This window comes from Thalassotalea euphylliae (assembly GCF_003390375.1).
Lineage (GTDB): Bacteria > Pseudomonadota > Gammaproteobacteria > Enterobacterales > Alteromonadaceae > Thalassotalea_F > Thalassotalea_F euphylliae_A.
The window spans coordinates 1,850,521-1,868,202 of the sequence record NZ_QUOT01000001.1 but is presented as its reverse complement, the minus strand read 5'-3'; the positions used below and the strand labels follow the sequence as shown (position 1 = coordinate 1,868,202).

Sequence of the window (17,682 nt, the reverse complement as noted above, 5' to 3'; positions counted from 1 at the left end):
ACTTAGAGCGTCATTTTTTATGGTGACGCCCGTGTTTGCCTTTCATCGAGCCTAATAGTAAGTCCAAATAGTGATCACATAGATTGCCGATGTCAGTATTGGCCAGTACCAGACAATTGCCACGCGTTTAAAGTGCTTTGAATTTAAGTCCAATGCTTTGGCACGGTAATAGTAATGCGCAATCAGCATAAATACGGTTGCGATCACATAAAGCAAGAAATAGAACACTTCAAAATAGACGACTTCATTGATTTGTAAGTGTTCACGTATGCTGTAATGAGCGAGCAATATGGTGAATACTACCGCGGTAATATTGTTTCTAAGCTCGCCATAGGGGGTGTAGGGCATACTGACGACACAAGCGTAAAGTAGGCACACCATGACCATGACAGGTAATAATGTCGTGACAAATGGCCCTAAAAATGAGCGTTCAATATTGATTGAATAGTTTAGCTCAGGGCTAATCTCTTGGAAGCCATGCCCATTAATACCAAAGTTGGTGTTGAAGTGCTGATAGGTGTATTTGTAGTAGCTTTGCTTAAGTGTCCATTCTTCTAAAACGATATCTTTAGCAACGGCCGGATTATCTGTTTTTCCCAGTTTTTCGTAGGCCTCTAAATCTGGCACTAAAACGGTGTTGCTACCAATATTGCTAGCGGTTAAACGGATGACAATATTCTTGTGATCGAATGGGTATTTTGAGTAATCAAGTTCTTGACGAATAACAACAGAGAAATGCCAGCCAACAACTTCCTCTCCCGTGGGCAAGGTTTGTCGATATGCTAATTTTAAATCAGATTCTATTGCTTCGTTGAACGCGATTTCTGGCGCTATGTGTTCAGGTCTAGGGGTTTCAAACCTTTCCCAAACGATGCCGGTCAGATGAATGTTATTAGCATTAACAAACTCTAAGGAGTCGACCATCAGGCCAGTTGAAATATAGTCTGGCAGGTCTAAGCGCAATTGCGTAAGTTGGGCATCGTAGTTACTGATAAACGCTTCTCGCTGGGCGGTATTAGTGATCACTACCGTACTGTCTTCCTCTAACGTATTGAGGCTGCGCGCAAACTCAAGTGAAGCGACTGTTCCTGTCACTAAGATAATGGATATCCAAATGTTATTTTGCGACCAAGTAATTTGTTTATAACGGGTTAGTAATAAAATGATCAAAATCAATGAGGCTGCAATCCAACTGATTGCGCCTATATTGCTTTTGCGACGATAGTCTTTGTCCATTTGAAACATATCAGCAGACATGCGAGTGATTAGAATCCAATCGGTTTGCGGAATGTGTGCACATGCCGCGTAATCTTCGTCGTTATCCATCACTTCACCATTGTAAAAGGCATAAGTGAGATCGTCAGCGAAACACTTGTCGATTTTATTGAGATAGTTAAAGCCGTCTTTGTGCTTGAGCGTATTAAGGCTTTCACCCTCGCGCACATGAGAAAAAACCGGGTGGGAAATTAAGTTTTGTTTGCTCGAAAAAATAATACCGTAGCCGCCAGCACCAAACTGAATTTGTTTTAAATCTGTGGTGAGATGATCCAGTGATACATCGGAAGGCACGACACCGAGTGGTGCTTCGCCTGCTTCGCGCGCCTTTTCTGATTGATAGAATGGCACAGAGTAAGTGGTCATCAATACGCTATTCACTGGTTCGTAATAGGGCTCTGTCCAAATTGGGCCTTCTTTGAGCGGTCGGTTATACCAACTGAATTCGGTACTGTTTTGATCGTAGCCAGTTAATTCAAATTCTTTTTCTTCGTCGGTTAGGCGTTCGTAATAAGGGGCAACGTATTTTCTAGTGGGATCAAAAGCATAGGGTTTGAATGTCGTGCTTAACGAAAATAAATTACTGTTTTGGTAAAACTCGTGGCGTAAAAAACCGAGTGTGTCTTGTTTATCTTCAAGGCGAGTGATGCGATCGGCAAAATTGTTCACATCATTCATGATGCCAGCAAGTTTTTCACTAATTTGGTTAGCGGCATCAATAGTTTGTGTTTTTACTTCCGCGCGTACCGTCTTTTGAAAAACACTTGATTCTTGATAAATGAGATAACACGCGATAATCGCATTAACAAGGCAAATTAAGATGCCTGCTACTAACAATGGGGTAATGAACTTACCACTCACTTTTTTCGCCAGAGTTGCGCTTTTTTCGTCAATAAGTTGCATGATAACTGTCAATACTTCACTTCGTTATCGCGGTGTTTAGCAAATAGCCGCGAATATATCATCTTTAAGTTTGATTAGACTTCGTTACAGCTGAGGGCAGCCTACTGCACTCATACCACATAGCTTGCTCATCGCTTTTAGCTAACTAAAAGAGTTTGCTCGCCAATTTGTTAAAGTCTTTGTTTTACTGTAATCGTGGGCATTTGGGAGAGGCTCCACAAAAGGAATGACTAAAAGTACTTACTGTCGATGATTCCTTGTGAAGAGCCTCTATATGCGTTTTCTGAACTTACCCCGCAGGACTCATCGCTACCGTTTTTAATCTGGCGTCAATGTCTATAATTTCCTGCCTTAGCATGCGCTTTAAGTACCTCAAACCATCTTGTATATCACCTTTGGCTTTGACCATAAATTTGTTGATGTTGGAGCCAACAAGCTCACAAAACCGCTTAAATAAAAGCACAATTCCTGTGATTAACACGCCAACAATGTTGGCGAACACAATAAGTACACCTAGTACAAACTTAATTAACTTGGTTAGTAGTTTAACGAGATAACTGAACGCTTTTTTCGCCCATTTCACCATGCTGTCCATAAAGCGGCGCAGCTTAGATTTAGAGTCTTCTACTTTACGGGCTAATTCTTCGTGGTTTTCTAGTGGGTTGCTAAAAGTAAAGTCTATTTCTTCAACGTTTTTCAATCGTTTCGCTAAATTCTTTTTCGCTTTAAGGAGGTCTTTTTCCGTCGCTTGCTCAGATAAGTTGTGCTGATCATCTTTGAAGTTTTTAACGTTTTTGATTGCCGATTTACTACTCCACGCGCCTTTGCCTGCTTTGTAGGTAGCTTTAGCGCCTGCTAAGACATAAGCTCCTGTTTCAGCCGCACCACCAACGTGCAAGCCTGCGCTCAAGGCACCTGTTGAAGTGCTGATCACATTCATTGCAATAGCGCCAGTTTTTGTGCGTTGGCTTAGCATGCGAAAATCTAACTTGGTTAAATCAACATTGGGATCCGCCTGCTTGGCTTTGATGAAACTGCGAATGAGTGTGGCAAATGACGACAATATATCGAATACTTTAATCCACTGTAAAATACACAAAATCAAGGTTGCGCCAAAAGATGCGACTGTCATTGCTGTGGTGGTTACCGCTGAAATGATTCCTGTCACCATTTCTTGCGTGTATTTCACCAGTTTTGCACGGTTAGCTTTACCACTGAAGCCTTCGTCAAATGCTCCTCGGTAGCGTGTCTCTTTGTCCATAAGACCAATTACTTTGTAGGCGTTGTAAATGTCTTTTAGTGGAGCTAACCAACCTGAACGCTTAATAATGATTTGTTGTTTTCGTGCACGATCAGCAATGGGTAATAAGGCTTCGACATTATCTATGTTGTTGAAGCCCTCTAAGTTGGCACCGCCTCTGATCGCCTCAAGATGTGTTTTTGCGAAAATCAGCATTTGCTTTTTCATGACTAGGCCAATTTCACGAAAGTCCTCTTTAAGAGACTGGAAAATAAGCCAAATGTCTTTTTCGTTAGCGATTTTGGTATCTTCTTTAGGCAGCGCTTGCTGTGCCGGCGAGGCAACAGGCACCCCTTTAAAGCAGTCATCTAGCTTGCTGTAATCACTAACCACCTTTTCTTCTTTATAAAGCGCTAAAAAGCATTGGATTTTACTGTTAAAAGGGCCTTGCGTTGTTTGATAGGCTTGGGTTAATTCGTCTTCGCTTTTAAAAGGGGATTTTCTGTTGGCGGTTAACAGCGATTTTGTTTCGTTCCATTGGAAACAGAAACTGTCCCATTGCTGATCTGATAAATAAAATACCCACTCAAAGTTATCCAACTTTGACATTTCTTGCTTTTTAAATTCTTTTAGCCCACCGGCTTTTTCGGTGATGGTTTCTATTGCTTTGAGGAAAGAGCGATTGTTGTTGGTGCGCGCGGCGTTGATTTTTGTTATTAGTGCGTCGAGACGACGTAACTTATCGTAATTAGAGGCATCGACAAGGTGAAGTACTTTACCGACTTTGCGGCCTGCTAAATTAAGCTTGCGAATGATAGACATATAAATTCCCTACATACGTGTCGTCGCTATTTTTTACACCTGAACAAACAGGCAATAGCTTGTTATCGTTATTATGGTTGTTAGAGTAACGAGGCTTTGCCTGTAAAACAAAACCTACCACAGTGTTAATTGTTTGTATTTCGCTCATTTATAAAGAGAAATTGTTGATTAGTTGCTCACCTAGTCGCCATTTTGCACGTTTCACGCCAGCGCCCCTCTGTTTTATGGACAATGTGCTGCGTAAAGGCTTTCGCTAGCCTGTTATGTCACGCTTAAATCATTACCATTAAAATTGCCGCGTTAATGGCATGACCAACCATATTGTCAGGCGGCATCACCGCAGGTAAATCAGGCGGTGCGATAGAGCCGGTTCCTGACCAAAAAACAGCATAGCCTAACCATGCGCTCGGATATTCTCCCAGTCCTTTGCGATCAGACAGTTGTTGAGCGCGAATACGCAGCGTTTCATTTGGTGCATTAACCCAACGCTCGACACAATCAAATATCTGTTCGTCATCTGCTTGCCAATCGATTTTTTGACGAAGGCAACTAAGCCCCCATTTTATTGCAGACATCACTGATAAACCGTGGGCGATAAACTGTATCGCATCGCGCTCAAGGCCAGCTTGTTGCAATTTCTCAACCGCCTCTGACGGTGTCATCTCATTCGTGACAAGCGCTTTGGCTTCGTCGGTCATCGGGTATCGGTTGACAATATGACCCGCATTCGTTTGTGTTAATTGGCTGACAACTTTTGGCGTAATGATTTGCATTTTGTTAGTTCATCAATCGTTAATTAATTTTCACTAAAGCACCGGAAATCTGGGCCATGGCGGTACCTGTGAGTTTAGCCATGGCGGTTGAACTGAGTTCGGCGCCAGCAGTGCCTTCAACTTTTGCCATTGCCGTTGATTTAACATTGACCCCAGCGGTACCTTCTAAATTTGCTTGTGCGGTTGCTTTTAAATCAAGGTTCGCTGTCGCTTTAATTGACGTTGACGCTGTACTTGATGATTTCACATTGGTGCCTGACAGGCTAATGTCACCGCTAGCACTCAGGGTGATTTTCGATGCATCTATGGTAATGCCCGAACTGCTAATTTTAATGCTGTTGCTACCGACTTTGAGTTCAATTTCTGATTTACCCTCTAGCGCAATCTTGTCAGCCGTCAAGCCGTAGCCATTGGTGACCGTGATGGTTTGCTTGTCTTCGATCGCCGTGGTCTGCGTTTTTTTAATAGTTAATTTATCGTCAGCATTGACCAGTGTCGTTGCGTTGTTGGCAACTGTTATCGCGAGGTCTTTGCCTGAGGTGAGAGCAATTTTTTCTTCACCTTTTTTATCGTCAAAACACAATTCATGGCTGGTGTCTTGAGCAAAGCCGGTTTTAATCCCTGATTGTGTAGCGTCTTTTTGGTTGTACAGTGGCGTGTTCGAACCGTTGTAAACGCTACCAACAACAATCGGCTGGTCGATATCGCCATTGATAAAGTCGACTAATACTTCATCGCCAACACGGGGAATAAACTGCATACCCGCTTGGCTGCTAGCCATCAGTTGAGCAACCCGCAGTAAGCAAGAAGCTGATTTGGTGTCGCTAACATCCCAATGAAAATGCACGCGAATTTTGCCGTCTTTGTCTTGGTTGAGGTCGCCTTTACTGTCAAACGCGCCTGCATCTGTAACCACAACGGCGGTCATTAAACCCGGCGCTTTGGGTTTTACTGGCATTTGCGGTGCGACGCTTAGGGTATTCTTTCGACAGCTAATGGTGCATTTGTAGGTAGCTTGTGTCGCACTGCTGGTCACATTGATGACATGCTTTAGGCCGATAACATTGTAATCACCGTGGAAGTCCGCATTTTGATGCTTGGCTAAGGTCAGCGTTTGTCCGATCAGCACAAGGTTCGAATCCGTCGTTGCTTCAATGTCTTGAGCGCGACTTTCTTCACTGGCAATAAGCTGTTTTGCCAAGGTCGCAACATCGGAGAAATCACCTTTATCGGTTGGCTGACCGTGGAACTCAAAGTGCTTGTTCGAATAAGTGCTGACCGCGCTGTTAGTCAGTTGGCTACTGGCTTGTTCAGTTTTCACTTTATCACTGTTGTAACCCGATAAACTGAGCGATTTACGGGTACTGCGCTGTTTCTTTCGCCAAGTGCTGAGCAAGAGATTATTACTGTCTTTAACCATTGCATGATCGAAGGTTGCTTGGGTGTTCTTGGTAAAACTTGCCTCAGCAGATTGGATTTGTAGCGTGTGCTTGCCACCTTCTTGAACAAAGTAAAAAATAACGCCCGCTTCTGCCATAACCCGCAGGGCAAAGGCAAAATCAGTTTCATTGTATTGGGTACAATACTCGCGTTGTATCGTCGGCATCGTGCCAAATTTGTACTGACCTTTAAAACCAGCGCTATCAAAAATGTCGGTTAATATGTCTTTAACTGACTTTGCTTGATAGATACGGTTGCAGCGATTTAAGGTGAGTAACCAAAGCCAAGGCTTGATAATCAGATTAAACGATCGAATGCTGTCGGCATCTGTATCAACTTCGGTGATTTCTGTCACGTATCCGTGATAGTTGAGCAGTTCGTTGGCGCGACCAGCAATATCTTGAAACCAGCTAATGGTCAGGGAATCGCCGAGTAAATCGTCTAAGTCTTCACCATCGGTAACCACACTCGCATTGATGGTGAAATTGTTGTTGAGCTTTTGATTAATTGTGCACTTATTGATTCGGTAGCTTTTATTAGTGCTCGATTTAGCTTCTAAATAGCTGGTGCTGCCAGCAACATAATTTTCCATTGCTTTTCTTACTCCTAGAATGTTGCTATGGCTTGCCGACGAGTTGGGGTGGAATCGTTAAACGCTTGAAAAAAATCGGGTTGATGATATTGCTTGCTTTGTCTGCATCATTAACTTTGAGTTTAACACCTGTGGTTTTAGGGTAAGGTATGGTCAAGACCTCGCTCGCCGCGTCGCCTTGATATTTGGCAAGCAGTTGCATTGGCGCCCAAATTCCCTCAAATCTAGTGATTTGGCGTTTGTTATTTTTATCTCGCATGCTGATGGTAATTGCGCTGTCTTGATAGTCTGTCGGCCATAGCGTCTTCTTACCAATCAATGGGCCATGAGTGTAATTTAATGCACTATCTGAGGTGCTCAGTGTAAATGACATTAACTCAGGAGCCATTGATATCGGCGTATAGGTAATGTTTGTGGTGATCTTGTCGGCACCGCTATACAACTGTTCGCGCATAGTTTTGTAGTCGATAATAAAGGGCGAAATATCATTATTTAGCGTCAGCAGGTGTTGTTTGCCAAACAAGGCTAATTGTTGTTTTCCTTTGACCTCAACAAACTGGCTCAGCACTGATAGTTCAAATTTTGCTAATGCGCTATCGCCTGCGAAAAACTTATCAATGGCGCGAATATTAACGGCCTCTTCGCTGTCACTGAAAGGGAAGAAGGGAGCTAATTCACGCTGATAAGGTGCAACCACTTGCGCTTGCCATTGTGTGTTTAAGTAATTGACTATTTTGTTTTCCACATAACGGCTTGATTGCGCAACGATATTGTCAATCAGGTGATCAATCAGCGTTTGCTCGTAATCATTTAGCCAAAGGCTGGCAAATGCTTGATAAGACTTTTCGTTAGTAACGTCTTCAAAATAGGCTTTACCCGGGATGACTTCATTGTCGGCTTTATCAAGCCACTCTTTCAGTGCTAACAAGTCTTTTTGAATGCTTTGATAGATAGCATCCACTTGCTTGGTTGAGCCAGAAAGCAGTAAGTTATCGTCAAAGGCTTGATTGATCTTAGTCGCTATTTCATTTTGCTCTTGCGCCATTAATACGGTGAGATCTTGCTTTTCAGTGAGCAAGCTATCAGCCACAGCTTCAACTTTTTCCAGTGTCGCAGCCAGTTTTTTAGGCGCTTTTACTTGCTGTTCTGGTGTTGGCTCTATTGTTATCAGTGGAATATTAACAAAGTGCCTAACCCCCGAATTTAGCTGCGGCAAAGGCGAGTCTTCTGCTTTGGTTAATGCCGCTAAAAGTTGTTTTAAGCCCATGTCTTCGCGCGCTTTGATATGCGTTAGATACTCTCGCCAAAAACCCACGTATTCATTGATATAGGTATATTTTAAATAGCTCCCCAAGCGTTCCATATCGCGCGGCTCTGGTATCTTTCTAAACAGGCCGTGATTGCGTTTTACTAGAGTTTGGAAAAAGCCCGAATCTGGGATAAAAGACAATTGCAGCAAGCCGCCTGGGGTATATAAATTAGGCACCAGAAAACTGGCATGAGTTTGGTCAAAGTAGAGTAGGTCTTTACCGCCACTTTGTGGCATGTTTTGACCAAATAAAACTGAGCGAACATCGTTGAGCTTACTAAATTCAGGTAATTCTTCAATGTACTGATATAGTAACTGGAAGCGGTTTTGCGTTGATACTTCCGCGTCAACAATGGCAATTAGCTCGTTGTTAACATCGAATGGCTCATACCCTAACTCAAACAGATCGGTCAGCAATATGGCAAACTCTCTTATCTGCTCACGAGACATAACACCGCTGTTCAAGAATGATTCAGTAAAATAATCAAGAATAATGTCTTGGTTATCGGAATTGGCACTGGCAAATGATTCGTAAATATTTTCGATATTTAACACAGTTAAATAGTCTTTAAGCTCTAAATAAACGAAAAGCTCCTCTTCTAAATAACTGCTGAGTGTCGGTTGCAATGCCATCACCAGTTGCTGCTGGTATAAACTGCGGTAATGCTTTTCGCGTTCAATGGAGACGATAAACGGCATTACAAACCAGGGCTTGTCTTGCTCCTGCGCCTTAAATTTTCGATAGGCTTTTTCCAAAATTTCGAGCGGCCCGAGAATACTACTTGGCTCCTCTATATCGAATTTTTGTTGATTTAAAACGAGTTTATATTCTTGATGAACTCGGTCGAATTGAGCGTGCAAGTCTTCATTGTAGGTAAAGTTCAAATAGCCAACCCAAGCGGCAAAACCTAATAAAGCTGCCCCTGAGATCACCATTAAGCCCTGTTTTAGCCAGTAAGTAACAACTTGCAAACGGTTAATCGGTGCTTTGAATGATTGCGCTAGCACCCCATGCGTAAAGGCCTTTTGCAACGATGCTTGCGGCTTTAAATTGGTGCCGTGAACGACCGGTAAGTTGATTTGGTTAACATTGATAAGAGCATGCGCTGTTGCCAAGTTGATGCGCTGCTCAGCGTGTTCACTTTCAACCAGATGTAAGCTAGTTAGCTGGTAAGGGAGGTCAGCGCCATCAAACGATTGCAAGCTGGAAAAGAGTTGCTCAATTGACAGCTTTAGGTATTGCAACTGCATAGGACCAAGCAATTGCTTGCGTTTAAAGTCTTCGTCGAGCTGTAGCGAAACCTGCTTAATATTGTCGACAAACAGGCACTTAAATAGTTCGTCATAGGCGGTACTAAACACTGCTGTTTTATCGCTGTCATCACAGGTGAGATCAATCGACAGCTGGGCGAAATCTGATTGCTCATAGATCGCCTCTGCGATTCCGTCCAGTTTGTTGATGCCCGATACGAAAACATGCAGAGGCGACAGAATGTCGCTTTGATTATGAAGTTCTTCACAGCTGTGCTTGAAACGCTCAATGAAGATGCCTGTTTGCTTATGCGCTCTTTGCACCAAGTTAAAGGCGTCCAATATCAACATAGCGCCATTAACAGGCTGTTTAGGGCGTATTTCCTTGAGCCACTCAACGAATAAACCCGTGTCGTAGTCTTGTTTGGGACTGAGCAGCCATACCAGTGCGCCCTCAACGTGATAAACCTCAATGTTGGCGGGTAAGTTGGGGACTTTTATTTGGTGAAACTGAGAAAAGTCGTGTTCACAAGTATCCTGCGCGCAAGCAAAAAACCAAGCGGTTTCATAAATATTACTCGGTAATTTCAACTTTTTCTTAATGTGTTGGTAACTGGCGTGTAAATACCTGCGCTGGCGCCTTCTCGTTATCGCTTTGGTTAGCAGGCTCGCCATTGGGGGAATGGTATACATGGCAATGACTACAAACACTAGTGCTGCGACTAGCCACCACCAAGACATCGCCAACGGGAGAAAAACAATCGCCGCTGACAGTAATAACGCAACAATAACGACAATAATAGCCAAAATATGGGTCAGCTTGCGGCTCATGGCTTGTACTCCTTGATATAGGGAACAAGTTGGCAGTGGTTTTGAAAAAACTGACTGACCGTATTTGCCTGTGCGTAACTTTCGGTGACATAACCGACAAATGTGCGTGTATCGATGTGACCAAATTGCAATGGATAGGTATCGTTACTGCAATGAGACGTTAACTGTTGGGCCGCTGATTCACGGTCATATACGCCTAGCTGTACTAAATAACGCTTACCGGTTTTTGGCTTTGTTATTGGTTGAGAAATTTCTGTTGATAATATTGCAGTAGTTTCGTTAGCGACAGGCGCACTTGAAATAACCTGTTGTTGTGCTGTATCGCTTGGCTGTTGTTTGGTGACAACCAATTCGGTGTCGTTACTCATACTGCTTGGTTGACCAATGTAGCTTCCTTGCCCAAGGTGACTTCCTTGACTAATAAAATCTTTTTGCTCAATAAATTGGTTTTTTGGCTGAATTGCTGTTAAATATTGGCGTGTTTCTTTTGCCATTTCACGGTATTCATCTTGCTGATTAGCATATAGCTCACTGAGCTCTTGTTGATAAATGCCTATTGCTGCGGTGAGCACCACAATACAAGTTAACCAAAACCATTTTGGCCGTATACCCGGTTTGAGCAACATGCGATAGGGCTTTTTCACCACTTTACTGTAGGCGCTGTAGCGATGATTTTGGGTTTGTAACACACCAAACTCTGACAATGCATGGCTGACCTCAGCGATAAATTGGTTGAGCTCTATCGCCCGTCGGCCGTGATACTTTCCCTTGAATCCCAGTTGCAACAACAGATAGCTGATTTGCAGCAGTTCAAGGTTATGACTGGGGTCATTCATTAGCTGTTTAACGAGCGTAAAAAACGTTTCGCCACTATTGCGAATGCCAAACAGTTGGCTAACTAACGTATTGTTTTCCCACGCAGTCGTGTCAATGTCACTTTCATAAATAACACGCTCGTCAAGAAATGCCGCCCACATAAAGCTCAGCTTATCCAGCAATTGAGGTGACAAATTAAGCGATTGCCCCTGTGCTTTAAGCTGCTTTAAACGAGACACAAGGTTGTGACGAAAAGCGTCAAGTGTTGCGTTGTCATCAATACAGCTAATCGCATCAATTTGCGGAAACAATGGCAAGCTTAGTTTTAGTAAAGGCTCATCCTGCCAGCTAAAATTAGCTAGCAATTGGGTTAGCGCTTCATTTTTTTCGTCAACCAATGAAAATTGATTAACACTGTAGTTCGCCGAATGCATATCAGTTAATTAAAAACAGTTTTACTGCGCTGATAAATAAACGGCTATCGATGTGCAAGGCCAATAACTCATTTTGTTCCAGTATTTGTTTCCAGAGGATCTCTTCGGTCTCTAGCTCAAAGTAATCCGTCAACGGTTGGCTTTTAAGCTCAGCCGGTGCATACATTAAAGGGCTAACGGCAATACCGGGCGTCGCGTTTTTGAGGCAACTGACAATCGATTTATTCCCCGCTAGCTTAAAGCCTGTGCGAAACACGTCTTTCGATATTTGCCCATGGTCAGCTGTCACCGCAATAATAACGCGCGTATTTGCTTCGAGCACTGCGCCTTTTAGTTTAGCCAACATCATGCGGCGGCTGGCAAATAACGCGTCATCCCAAGGAATTTCAGTGACATTGCTTTGCTGAGTAATCGACAACGTTGCTTTTAAGCGGCTAAATACGGGTTGTAGCTGTTTGAATAATTGTTCGTTCTGTAGCGGTTGCCAAGGGCTTCGCTCGGTCAAGGTGACGCTGTTGAGTGCTGACTCGAACTGCTTTAACTCGAGGAAAAATCGCCCTAATTTATAATTGGGTGTGTTTAGCACAGCTTCCAACCACGGCAGCCAGCGGTAGATGGCATCGAGCATTTGCTGATCTTGGTATAAAGCCAATGATTTTTGGCTGTCGACCGCTGCTTGCAAACGGGTCAGCAATTGCGTGGCTTTGGCGTTGGCGAGAATCTCTAGTTCTTTTACTCGCTCAAGAATGTACTTTGAAGCGCCTAGTGCCAAGCATTGTGGGATAAACGACTTATCTAAAACCACATGGCCGTTTTCATCAACCTCTAAGACTTTGGCAACCGCGAGCTTAGTGTAACCTTCCAAATTGTCATCACTTAGCTTTAAGCCGATGTTGAGTTTGGCAGTTTCTACTTCAATCTGTTCTTGGTCGTCAGCGCTTAAGTCATAAACTTTTTTGTGTGTCGTGACAAAACGTGAAGTTTGTGCTGAGTTGTTAAAGTTGTTACGCCCGGCTAAGTACATGGGAACAACAAGATAAATCACGTTATCTACTGTACCTGCGGGAATGTCGATAACAATCTCTTCTGACAGCTCAAAATAGCTGCTGTCAGGCAGTTGCCCTTGACAGTGGGTAATGGATACTTGACTCAGTTTTAAGGTGGCTTCGTTAAAGGAAATATTCGCTAATCCGAATTGAGGTGCTAAGTCCCCAATCAGCATATTTGTCGATGCTTGCAAACTCGTTTCAAGATGAGACTCCATCTGTTGAAAATGTTGCGGATATAGAAACGTCCCTTCGCGCCAAACAATTTTATTTTTCAAGAATGCTTAATCCCATTTTATTATTTTATCCAACAAGCTTTCTTCTTTTATCACGCTTAGCCTAACACCGGTCGACTGTAATCCCAACCAAATATCAGTTTCCGCTGAGATGTCTTCTGGTAGTTCAATAACGCTGCTTGTCACGAGATTTTGATAGTCAGTAAACTCAGCGACGACGGCTAAGAATCGCGTTGTTGGCAAGAGCTTGACGGTGATATCTTGTGTCGTTGCGGGCAGAATTGGGTAGATGCGTTTGAGCTCTACGAGCTGCTCTGCTAACAACTGTTTATCTGATTGAAACAGGGAGATAAAATCTGCCTGCTGAAAGCGTTCAGCATTAGTTAATTGATAAACACGCAATGCCACAGGGTTGGCGGTATTATTAGCCCAATTGAGATTATCTGACGCTTCGACGCGCACGGTAATTGGCAGTGAATAGCGATCGAGTACGTCATCACTAGCGCAGGCTGATAAAAGCATGATAAATGAGAATATTGTTATTATTTTTGCAAACATTCGATTAGTAGTGCTTTAAACTGTCGCTTAAAGTGGCCTTCATTGTGCTTTCGTTGGAAGTATTTTTTATAGGCTTGCCACTGTTTTCCACTATTGAAAAAACTGGGCTGGCCGACCATTTCTTCGATTAATGCGGGGTCAAATTCCTTAATAAATTCATCAACTACACCGTCTAGCATACTAAGCAATTTCTTTTGTTGAATCCAAGGGTTTTGCGATATTTCCAACAAATGATCTATTTTGTCCGCAAGTGCGCCAACCGAACTGTCAGGGGCTTGATTGGTGTTATTAGCGTGCGCAAGCTCGTCATATGCTAAAAATGCTGCCTGTGCCTCTTCGGTCAGGGGCGTTTGATGATCAGTCGGCGCATCGCCAAGTCCGGCTAAAATATTATTGGCATCAAAATCAATCTCTTGGTAATTGACAGGCTCGGTAACTTCTTCTACTGGTTTAATTGCTTGCTCACAGGAAAATAGTACTGTGTAGTTTGCAACCGCAATGATATCGCCATCGGCTAAGGCTTTTTCCATTGAGCTAATGACTGGGCGACCGTTAACTATAACATCATCGACATGGGCTTTGAGTAAGTACTGACCTTTGTCAGCACTGGGCGTAATACTTGCCCATATTTCATCACTTAGGCTTTGCTCGGCCGTCAGGATTAAATCACATTCAATTGAGCTCCCTAGCGTGACAGTGTTGTCATTGATCGTGGTGACCCGCGTCACTAGTTTTACGTCAGCTGGGCTCTCGGTAACTTGTAAAATGGCTGAAGTCATTGAATTCATTCCACTTAGTTGTTTAATGTTGTAATGAGGCAGTTAGACACCGCCAAATTAAAAGAAGCCAAAAACCTTGGATTCTTTTGTAAGAATGCTGTTGAAAACAAAACGCCTAAATCAATGGTTTGATAAGGTGTTCGGGTAAAACTTAAGTTACCTACATTCGCTCTATTTTTTTGATATTCAAAGACACGCTCGTCGATTAAGATGGCATCAACTTCGTGATTAATTAGCATTTTTACGAGCGATTGTGCATTTTTGGGCTTCATTCGCACATTGTATTTTTGCCGCTTGATAATAAACCACTCGTCGGAGCCAAATTCCGCGGCGACGCGATACCTTTGATACAAGGGATTGTCTTGCGTGACATCGAGCTTGGTCCCTGAAAAATACCAATACAGATGCTTCGTCGCCAGCGGGGTGGAAAGCTCACCATAGTCTTTGCGCGTATCGTTCATAGAAACCGCGAAAATGCCGTCTATTTTGCCCGTTCGTAGGCTCAGTTCATCGTCAACCCATCCACCAAATTCTGCGCGATAGGGGGTTTCCATCCGATTGAACGCACATTGTAGCTGGCGAATAACACGGCCTTTAATTTCACCGCGCTCGATATAATGGTGCGGATAGACATCGTGAGTGGCCAATATCACAGTGCCGTCAGCGCTTGCTGTGCGGCACTGAGCTAGCAGTAAAAATAAAATAACGAGCAATTTAATATGCAGGTTTTTGGCGATATGTATATTCAAGGTGTCTTCTGTCTCTTGGAATCGTTTGCCAGTGAGCTACTCGACAAGTAGCTCAAAACTAGTGCCATCATCACTGCCCGTTACGGTTACTTTAGCAATGGGCAATCCTTGGCTGATGCGCTCAATGCAGCGCTCAGCAAGTTGCGGCATTAAGTGACGATTAACAATTTGTTCGATAGCTCGACCGCCAATAGTGGGCTCGTTGCCTTTGTTGACGACGTAGCGGACAAAGTTTTCGTCGTAATCTAATTCAGCACCGTAAGTTTCATCTAGTTTATTGGCAACGCGGTTAAGGGAGATACCACAAATTTGCGTCAGTTCTTGCTCATTTAATGGGAAGTAAGGAATGATGTTGGTACGTCCCAAGAAGGCAGGTTTGAAGTATTCTTGTAGTGCTGGTCGAATTTCATCAACTAAATCGACAATTTCCGGTCGGCTTTGCGAGCGTTCACAAACATCGACTATAGCGCTATCGGCGGCGTTCGAGGTCATGATAATAAGGGTATTTCTAAAGTCGATATTGCGACCTTCACTGTCTTGTATGCAGCCTTTATCAAAAATTTGATAGAACAAGTCGTGCACACTTGGGTGCGCTTTTTCGACTTCATCTAACAGCAATACGCAATAAGGGTTACGTCGAATCGCCTCGGTTAACACTCCGCCTTTACCGTACCCAACATAACCTGCTGGCGAGCCTAGCAGTTGAGAAACTTTGTGAGCTTCTTTAAATTCGGTCATGTTGATGACGGTCATATCCTGTTCACCACCGTATAATAGTTCAGCAAGTGACAGAGCTGTTTCTGATTTACCTACACCGCTTGGGCCGCACATTAGAAACACGCCAACGGGTTTGCGCTTATCCGTTAAGCCAGCGCGAGAAACACGAATGCTCTTTGCCAGCTCATTCATCGCATGGCTTTGGCCAATAATTCGGGTATGTAGTGATTCTTCTAATTGTAAGAGTTTATTAACCTCTTCTTTCATCAAGTTGCCAATAGGAATACCTGTCCAAGCACCGATTACTTCGGCAATCGTTTGCTCATCAACAATGGCGTGAACCATAGGCGATTCGCCTTGCAGTTCTTTGAGCTCTGCAAGCAGGCTTGAAAAATCATCGCTGGTAGCCAGCTCGCCATCTTCGGATTGTTGTTGAATGTCAGCCAGTTGATTGACAAGCGCAGTTTCCTTCTGCCACTGAGTATTCAACGCGTCTAATTCTGTTTCAAATTCGACTTTTTGCGTGCGCTTTTCCGTAATCGCCTCTGCTTGGTTATTGAGCATGGCGTTTTCTTTTGCCAATGACGCTATTTCATTGTCCAAATAACGGATCGCTTGTTGTGTGGATTCGATAGCGGCTGGCGTTGCACTTTGCGTCAACGCAATACGCGCGCAAGCGGTATCTAAAATACTAATTGCTTTATCTGGTAATTTTCGACTTGGTAAATAGCGAATAGATAGGTTAACGGCTGACGCTAATGCAGCTTCGGTAATAAACACCTTGTGATGTTTTTTTAACGAGCTAGCCACACCGCGCAGCATTTGCAGCGCGTCTTCTGCATTCGGCTCTTCAATTTTGACCACTTGGAAGCGACGCGTTAGGGCCGGATCTTTTTCAAAGTACTTTTTGTACTCTTCCCATGTCGTTGCAGCTATGGTTCTAAATTCACCGCGTGCTAGTGCTGGTTTTAATAAGTTAGCGGCATCGTTTTGACCCTCTGCACCGCCGGCACCAATTAAGGTATGGGCTTCATCGATAAAGACGATAATGGGTACTTCAGATGTTTTTACTTCGTTAATCACATCTTTTAAGCGATTCTCAAATTCACCTTTGACACTTGCTCCTGCTTGCAAGAGACCTAAATCCAATGAGTGAATTTGCACACCTGCGATAATCGAAGGTACCTCGTTATTCGCGATTTTTTGTGCGAGTCCTTCAACAACGGCTGTTTTACCAACGCCTGGCTCGCCAACGAAAATTGGGTTGTTTTGTCGCTTACGGCATAGGATGTCGATGGCTTGGCGAACCTCTTCAGAGCGACCCGAAATGGTGTCGAGCTCGCCGTTTTGCGCTGCGGCGGTTAAATTAACTGTGTACTTGTCTAATGCACCTGATACCACTTGCTGAGGGGCGCCAGGTACGCCAGATTTATTCGCTGTTCTAGCGGGCTGGGCTAAGCTTTTGATTGTCTCTTTAAGGCTTTCTAGTGAAATACTCTCTAGTGCATGGAAGTCGCGTTGTCTGACACCAAAATTATCTGGCTGTAACACTGTGAGTAGCAAATGCAAACCAGAAACGGCGCCGTGATTAAATTCAATAGATGCCAGCAGCCACGCAGACTTGATCAGCTCAATAATATCTGGGCTAATGGTTGGCTGACCTGAATGCACTTTATCGAGTTTTGCTAAGCGTTGTTCAAGCTCAGTCATTAAGTTGGCAATGTTAACGCGCTGGGCTTCTAAAAATTGCTGTAATTTAGGATCGCGACCTTGCAGTAATGAGCATAACCAGTGTTCAATTTCAATCGCACCAACTTCCGATTTCATTGCATCTGCCGCGGCATACTCCAATGCATTCTTTAAATTGCTGTCAAGGTAGTTAACAAGTTTGGCGATTGAAACGTGTGACAT

The 17,682-nt window shown here is 43.5% G+C and carries 11 protein-coding genes; all 11 read right to left on the bottom strand.

What is annotated here, in order from left to right; all coding sequences use genetic code 11:
* Nucleotides 1-51: 51 nt before the first annotated feature.
* Nucleotides 52-2,190 carry a PDC sensor domain-containing protein gene (locus DXX94_RS08325; RefSeq protein WP_258872130.1) on the bottom strand — a complete coding sequence of 713 codons (2,139 nt, stop codon included), beginning with the start codon at nt 2,188-2,190 and terminating at the stop codon, nt 52-54.
* A gap of 277 nt (nt 2,191-2,467) precedes the next feature.
* Nucleotides 2,468-4,240: a hypothetical protein gene (locus DXX94_RS08320; protein ID WP_116015131.1), complete on the bottom strand. Its 1,773-nt coding sequence runs from the start codon at nt 4,238-4,240 to the stop codon at nt 2,468-2,470.
* Between the two features lie 272 nt (nt 4,241-4,512).
* Entirely contained in the window at nt 4,513-5,013 is a 501-nt protein-coding gene (locus DXX94_RS08315; protein WP_116015129.1) for a DUF6931 family protein, read from the bottom strand.
* Nucleotides 5,014-5,032: 19 nt separating this feature from the next.
* Nucleotides 5,033-7,045 carry a type VI secretion system Vgr family protein gene (locus tag DXX94_RS08310; protein ID WP_116015128.1) on the bottom strand — a complete coding sequence of 671 codons (2,013 nt, stop codon included), beginning with the start codon at nt 7,043-7,045 and terminating at the stop codon, nt 5,033-5,035.
* 25 nt (nt 7,046-7,070) lie between these two features.
* On the bottom strand, nt 7,071-10,436 hold the full coding sequence (locus tag DXX94_RS08305; RefSeq protein ID WP_116015126.1) for a type VI secretion protein IcmF/TssM N-terminal domain-containing protein: 3,366 nt from the start codon (nt 10,434-10,436) through the stop codon (nt 7,071-7,073).
* Complete coding sequence (locus DXX94_RS08300) at nt 10,433-11,686, bottom strand: DotU family type IV/VI secretion system protein (RefSeq protein WP_116015124.1); 1,254 nt, start codon at nt 11,684-11,686, stop codon at nt 10,433-10,435. The genes DXX94_RS08305 and DXX94_RS08300 overlap by 4 nt, the downstream gene beginning before the upstream one ends.
* A gap of 1 nt (nt 11,687) precedes the next feature.
* Nucleotides 11,688-13,010, bottom strand: a complete 1,323-nt coding sequence (gene tssK / locus DXX94_RS08295) for a type VI secretion system baseplate subunit TssK (RefSeq protein WP_116015123.1) — start codon at nt 13,008-13,010, stop codon at nt 11,688-11,690.
* Between the two features lie 6 nt (nt 13,011-13,016).
* Nucleotides 13,017-13,526, bottom strand: a complete 510-nt coding sequence (gene tssJ / locus DXX94_RS08290) for a type VI secretion system lipoprotein TssJ (protein WP_116015121.1) — start codon at nt 13,524-13,526, stop codon at nt 13,017-13,019.
* Nucleotides 13,511-14,305, bottom strand: a complete 795-nt coding sequence (locus DXX94_RS08285) for an FHA domain-containing protein (protein ID WP_116015120.1) — start codon at nt 14,303-14,305, stop codon at nt 13,511-13,513. The genes tssJ and DXX94_RS08285 overlap by 16 nt, the downstream gene beginning before the upstream one ends.
* A 14-nt stretch (nt 14,306-14,319) precedes the next feature.
* The gene (locus tag DXX94_RS08280) at nt 14,320-15,054 is read right to left on the bottom strand and encodes a transporter substrate-binding domain-containing protein (protein ID WP_258872129.1); all 735 of its coding nucleotides are present in this window, start codon (nt 15,052-15,054) and stop codon (nt 14,320-14,322) included.
* A 36-nt stretch (nt 15,055-15,090) separates the two neighbouring features.
* Entirely contained in the window at nt 15,091-17,682 is a 2,592-nt protein-coding gene (tssH, locus tag DXX94_RS08275; RefSeq protein ID WP_116015118.1) for a type VI secretion system ATPase TssH, read from the bottom strand.

Bases quoted from the DNA above. Each gene is read 5' to 3' on its own strand.
- tssJ (WP_116015121.1), bottom strand. From the start codon at position 13,526: ATGTTTGCAAAAATAATAACAATATTCTCATTTATCATGCTTTTATCA.
- DXX94_RS08285 (WP_116015120.1), bottom strand. From the start codon at position 14,305: ATGACTTCAGCCATTTTACAAGTTACCGAGAGCCCAGCTGACGTAAAA.
- DXX94_RS08310 (WP_116015128.1), bottom strand. From the start codon at position 7,045: ATGGAAAATTATGTTGCTGGCAGCACCAGCTATTTAGAAGCTAAATCG.
- DXX94_RS08320 (WP_116015131.1), bottom strand. From the start codon at position 4,240: ATGTCTATCATTCGCAAGCTTAATTTAGCAGGCCGCAAAGTCGGTAAA.
- DXX94_RS08305 (WP_116015126.1), bottom strand. From the start codon at position 10,436: ATGAGCCGCAAGCTGACCCATATTTTGGCTATTATTGTCGTTATTGTT.
- DXX94_RS08315 (WP_116015129.1), bottom strand. From the start codon at position 5,013: ATGCAAATCATTACGCCAAAAGTTGTCAGCCAATTAACACAAACGAAT.
- DXX94_RS08300 (WP_116015124.1), bottom strand. From the start codon at position 11,686: ATGCATTCGGCGAACTACAGTGTTAATCAATTTTCATTGGTTGACGAA.
- tssH (WP_116015118.1), bottom strand. From the start codon at position 17,682: ATGTCACACGTTTCAATCGCCAAACTTGTTAACTACCTTGACAGCAAT.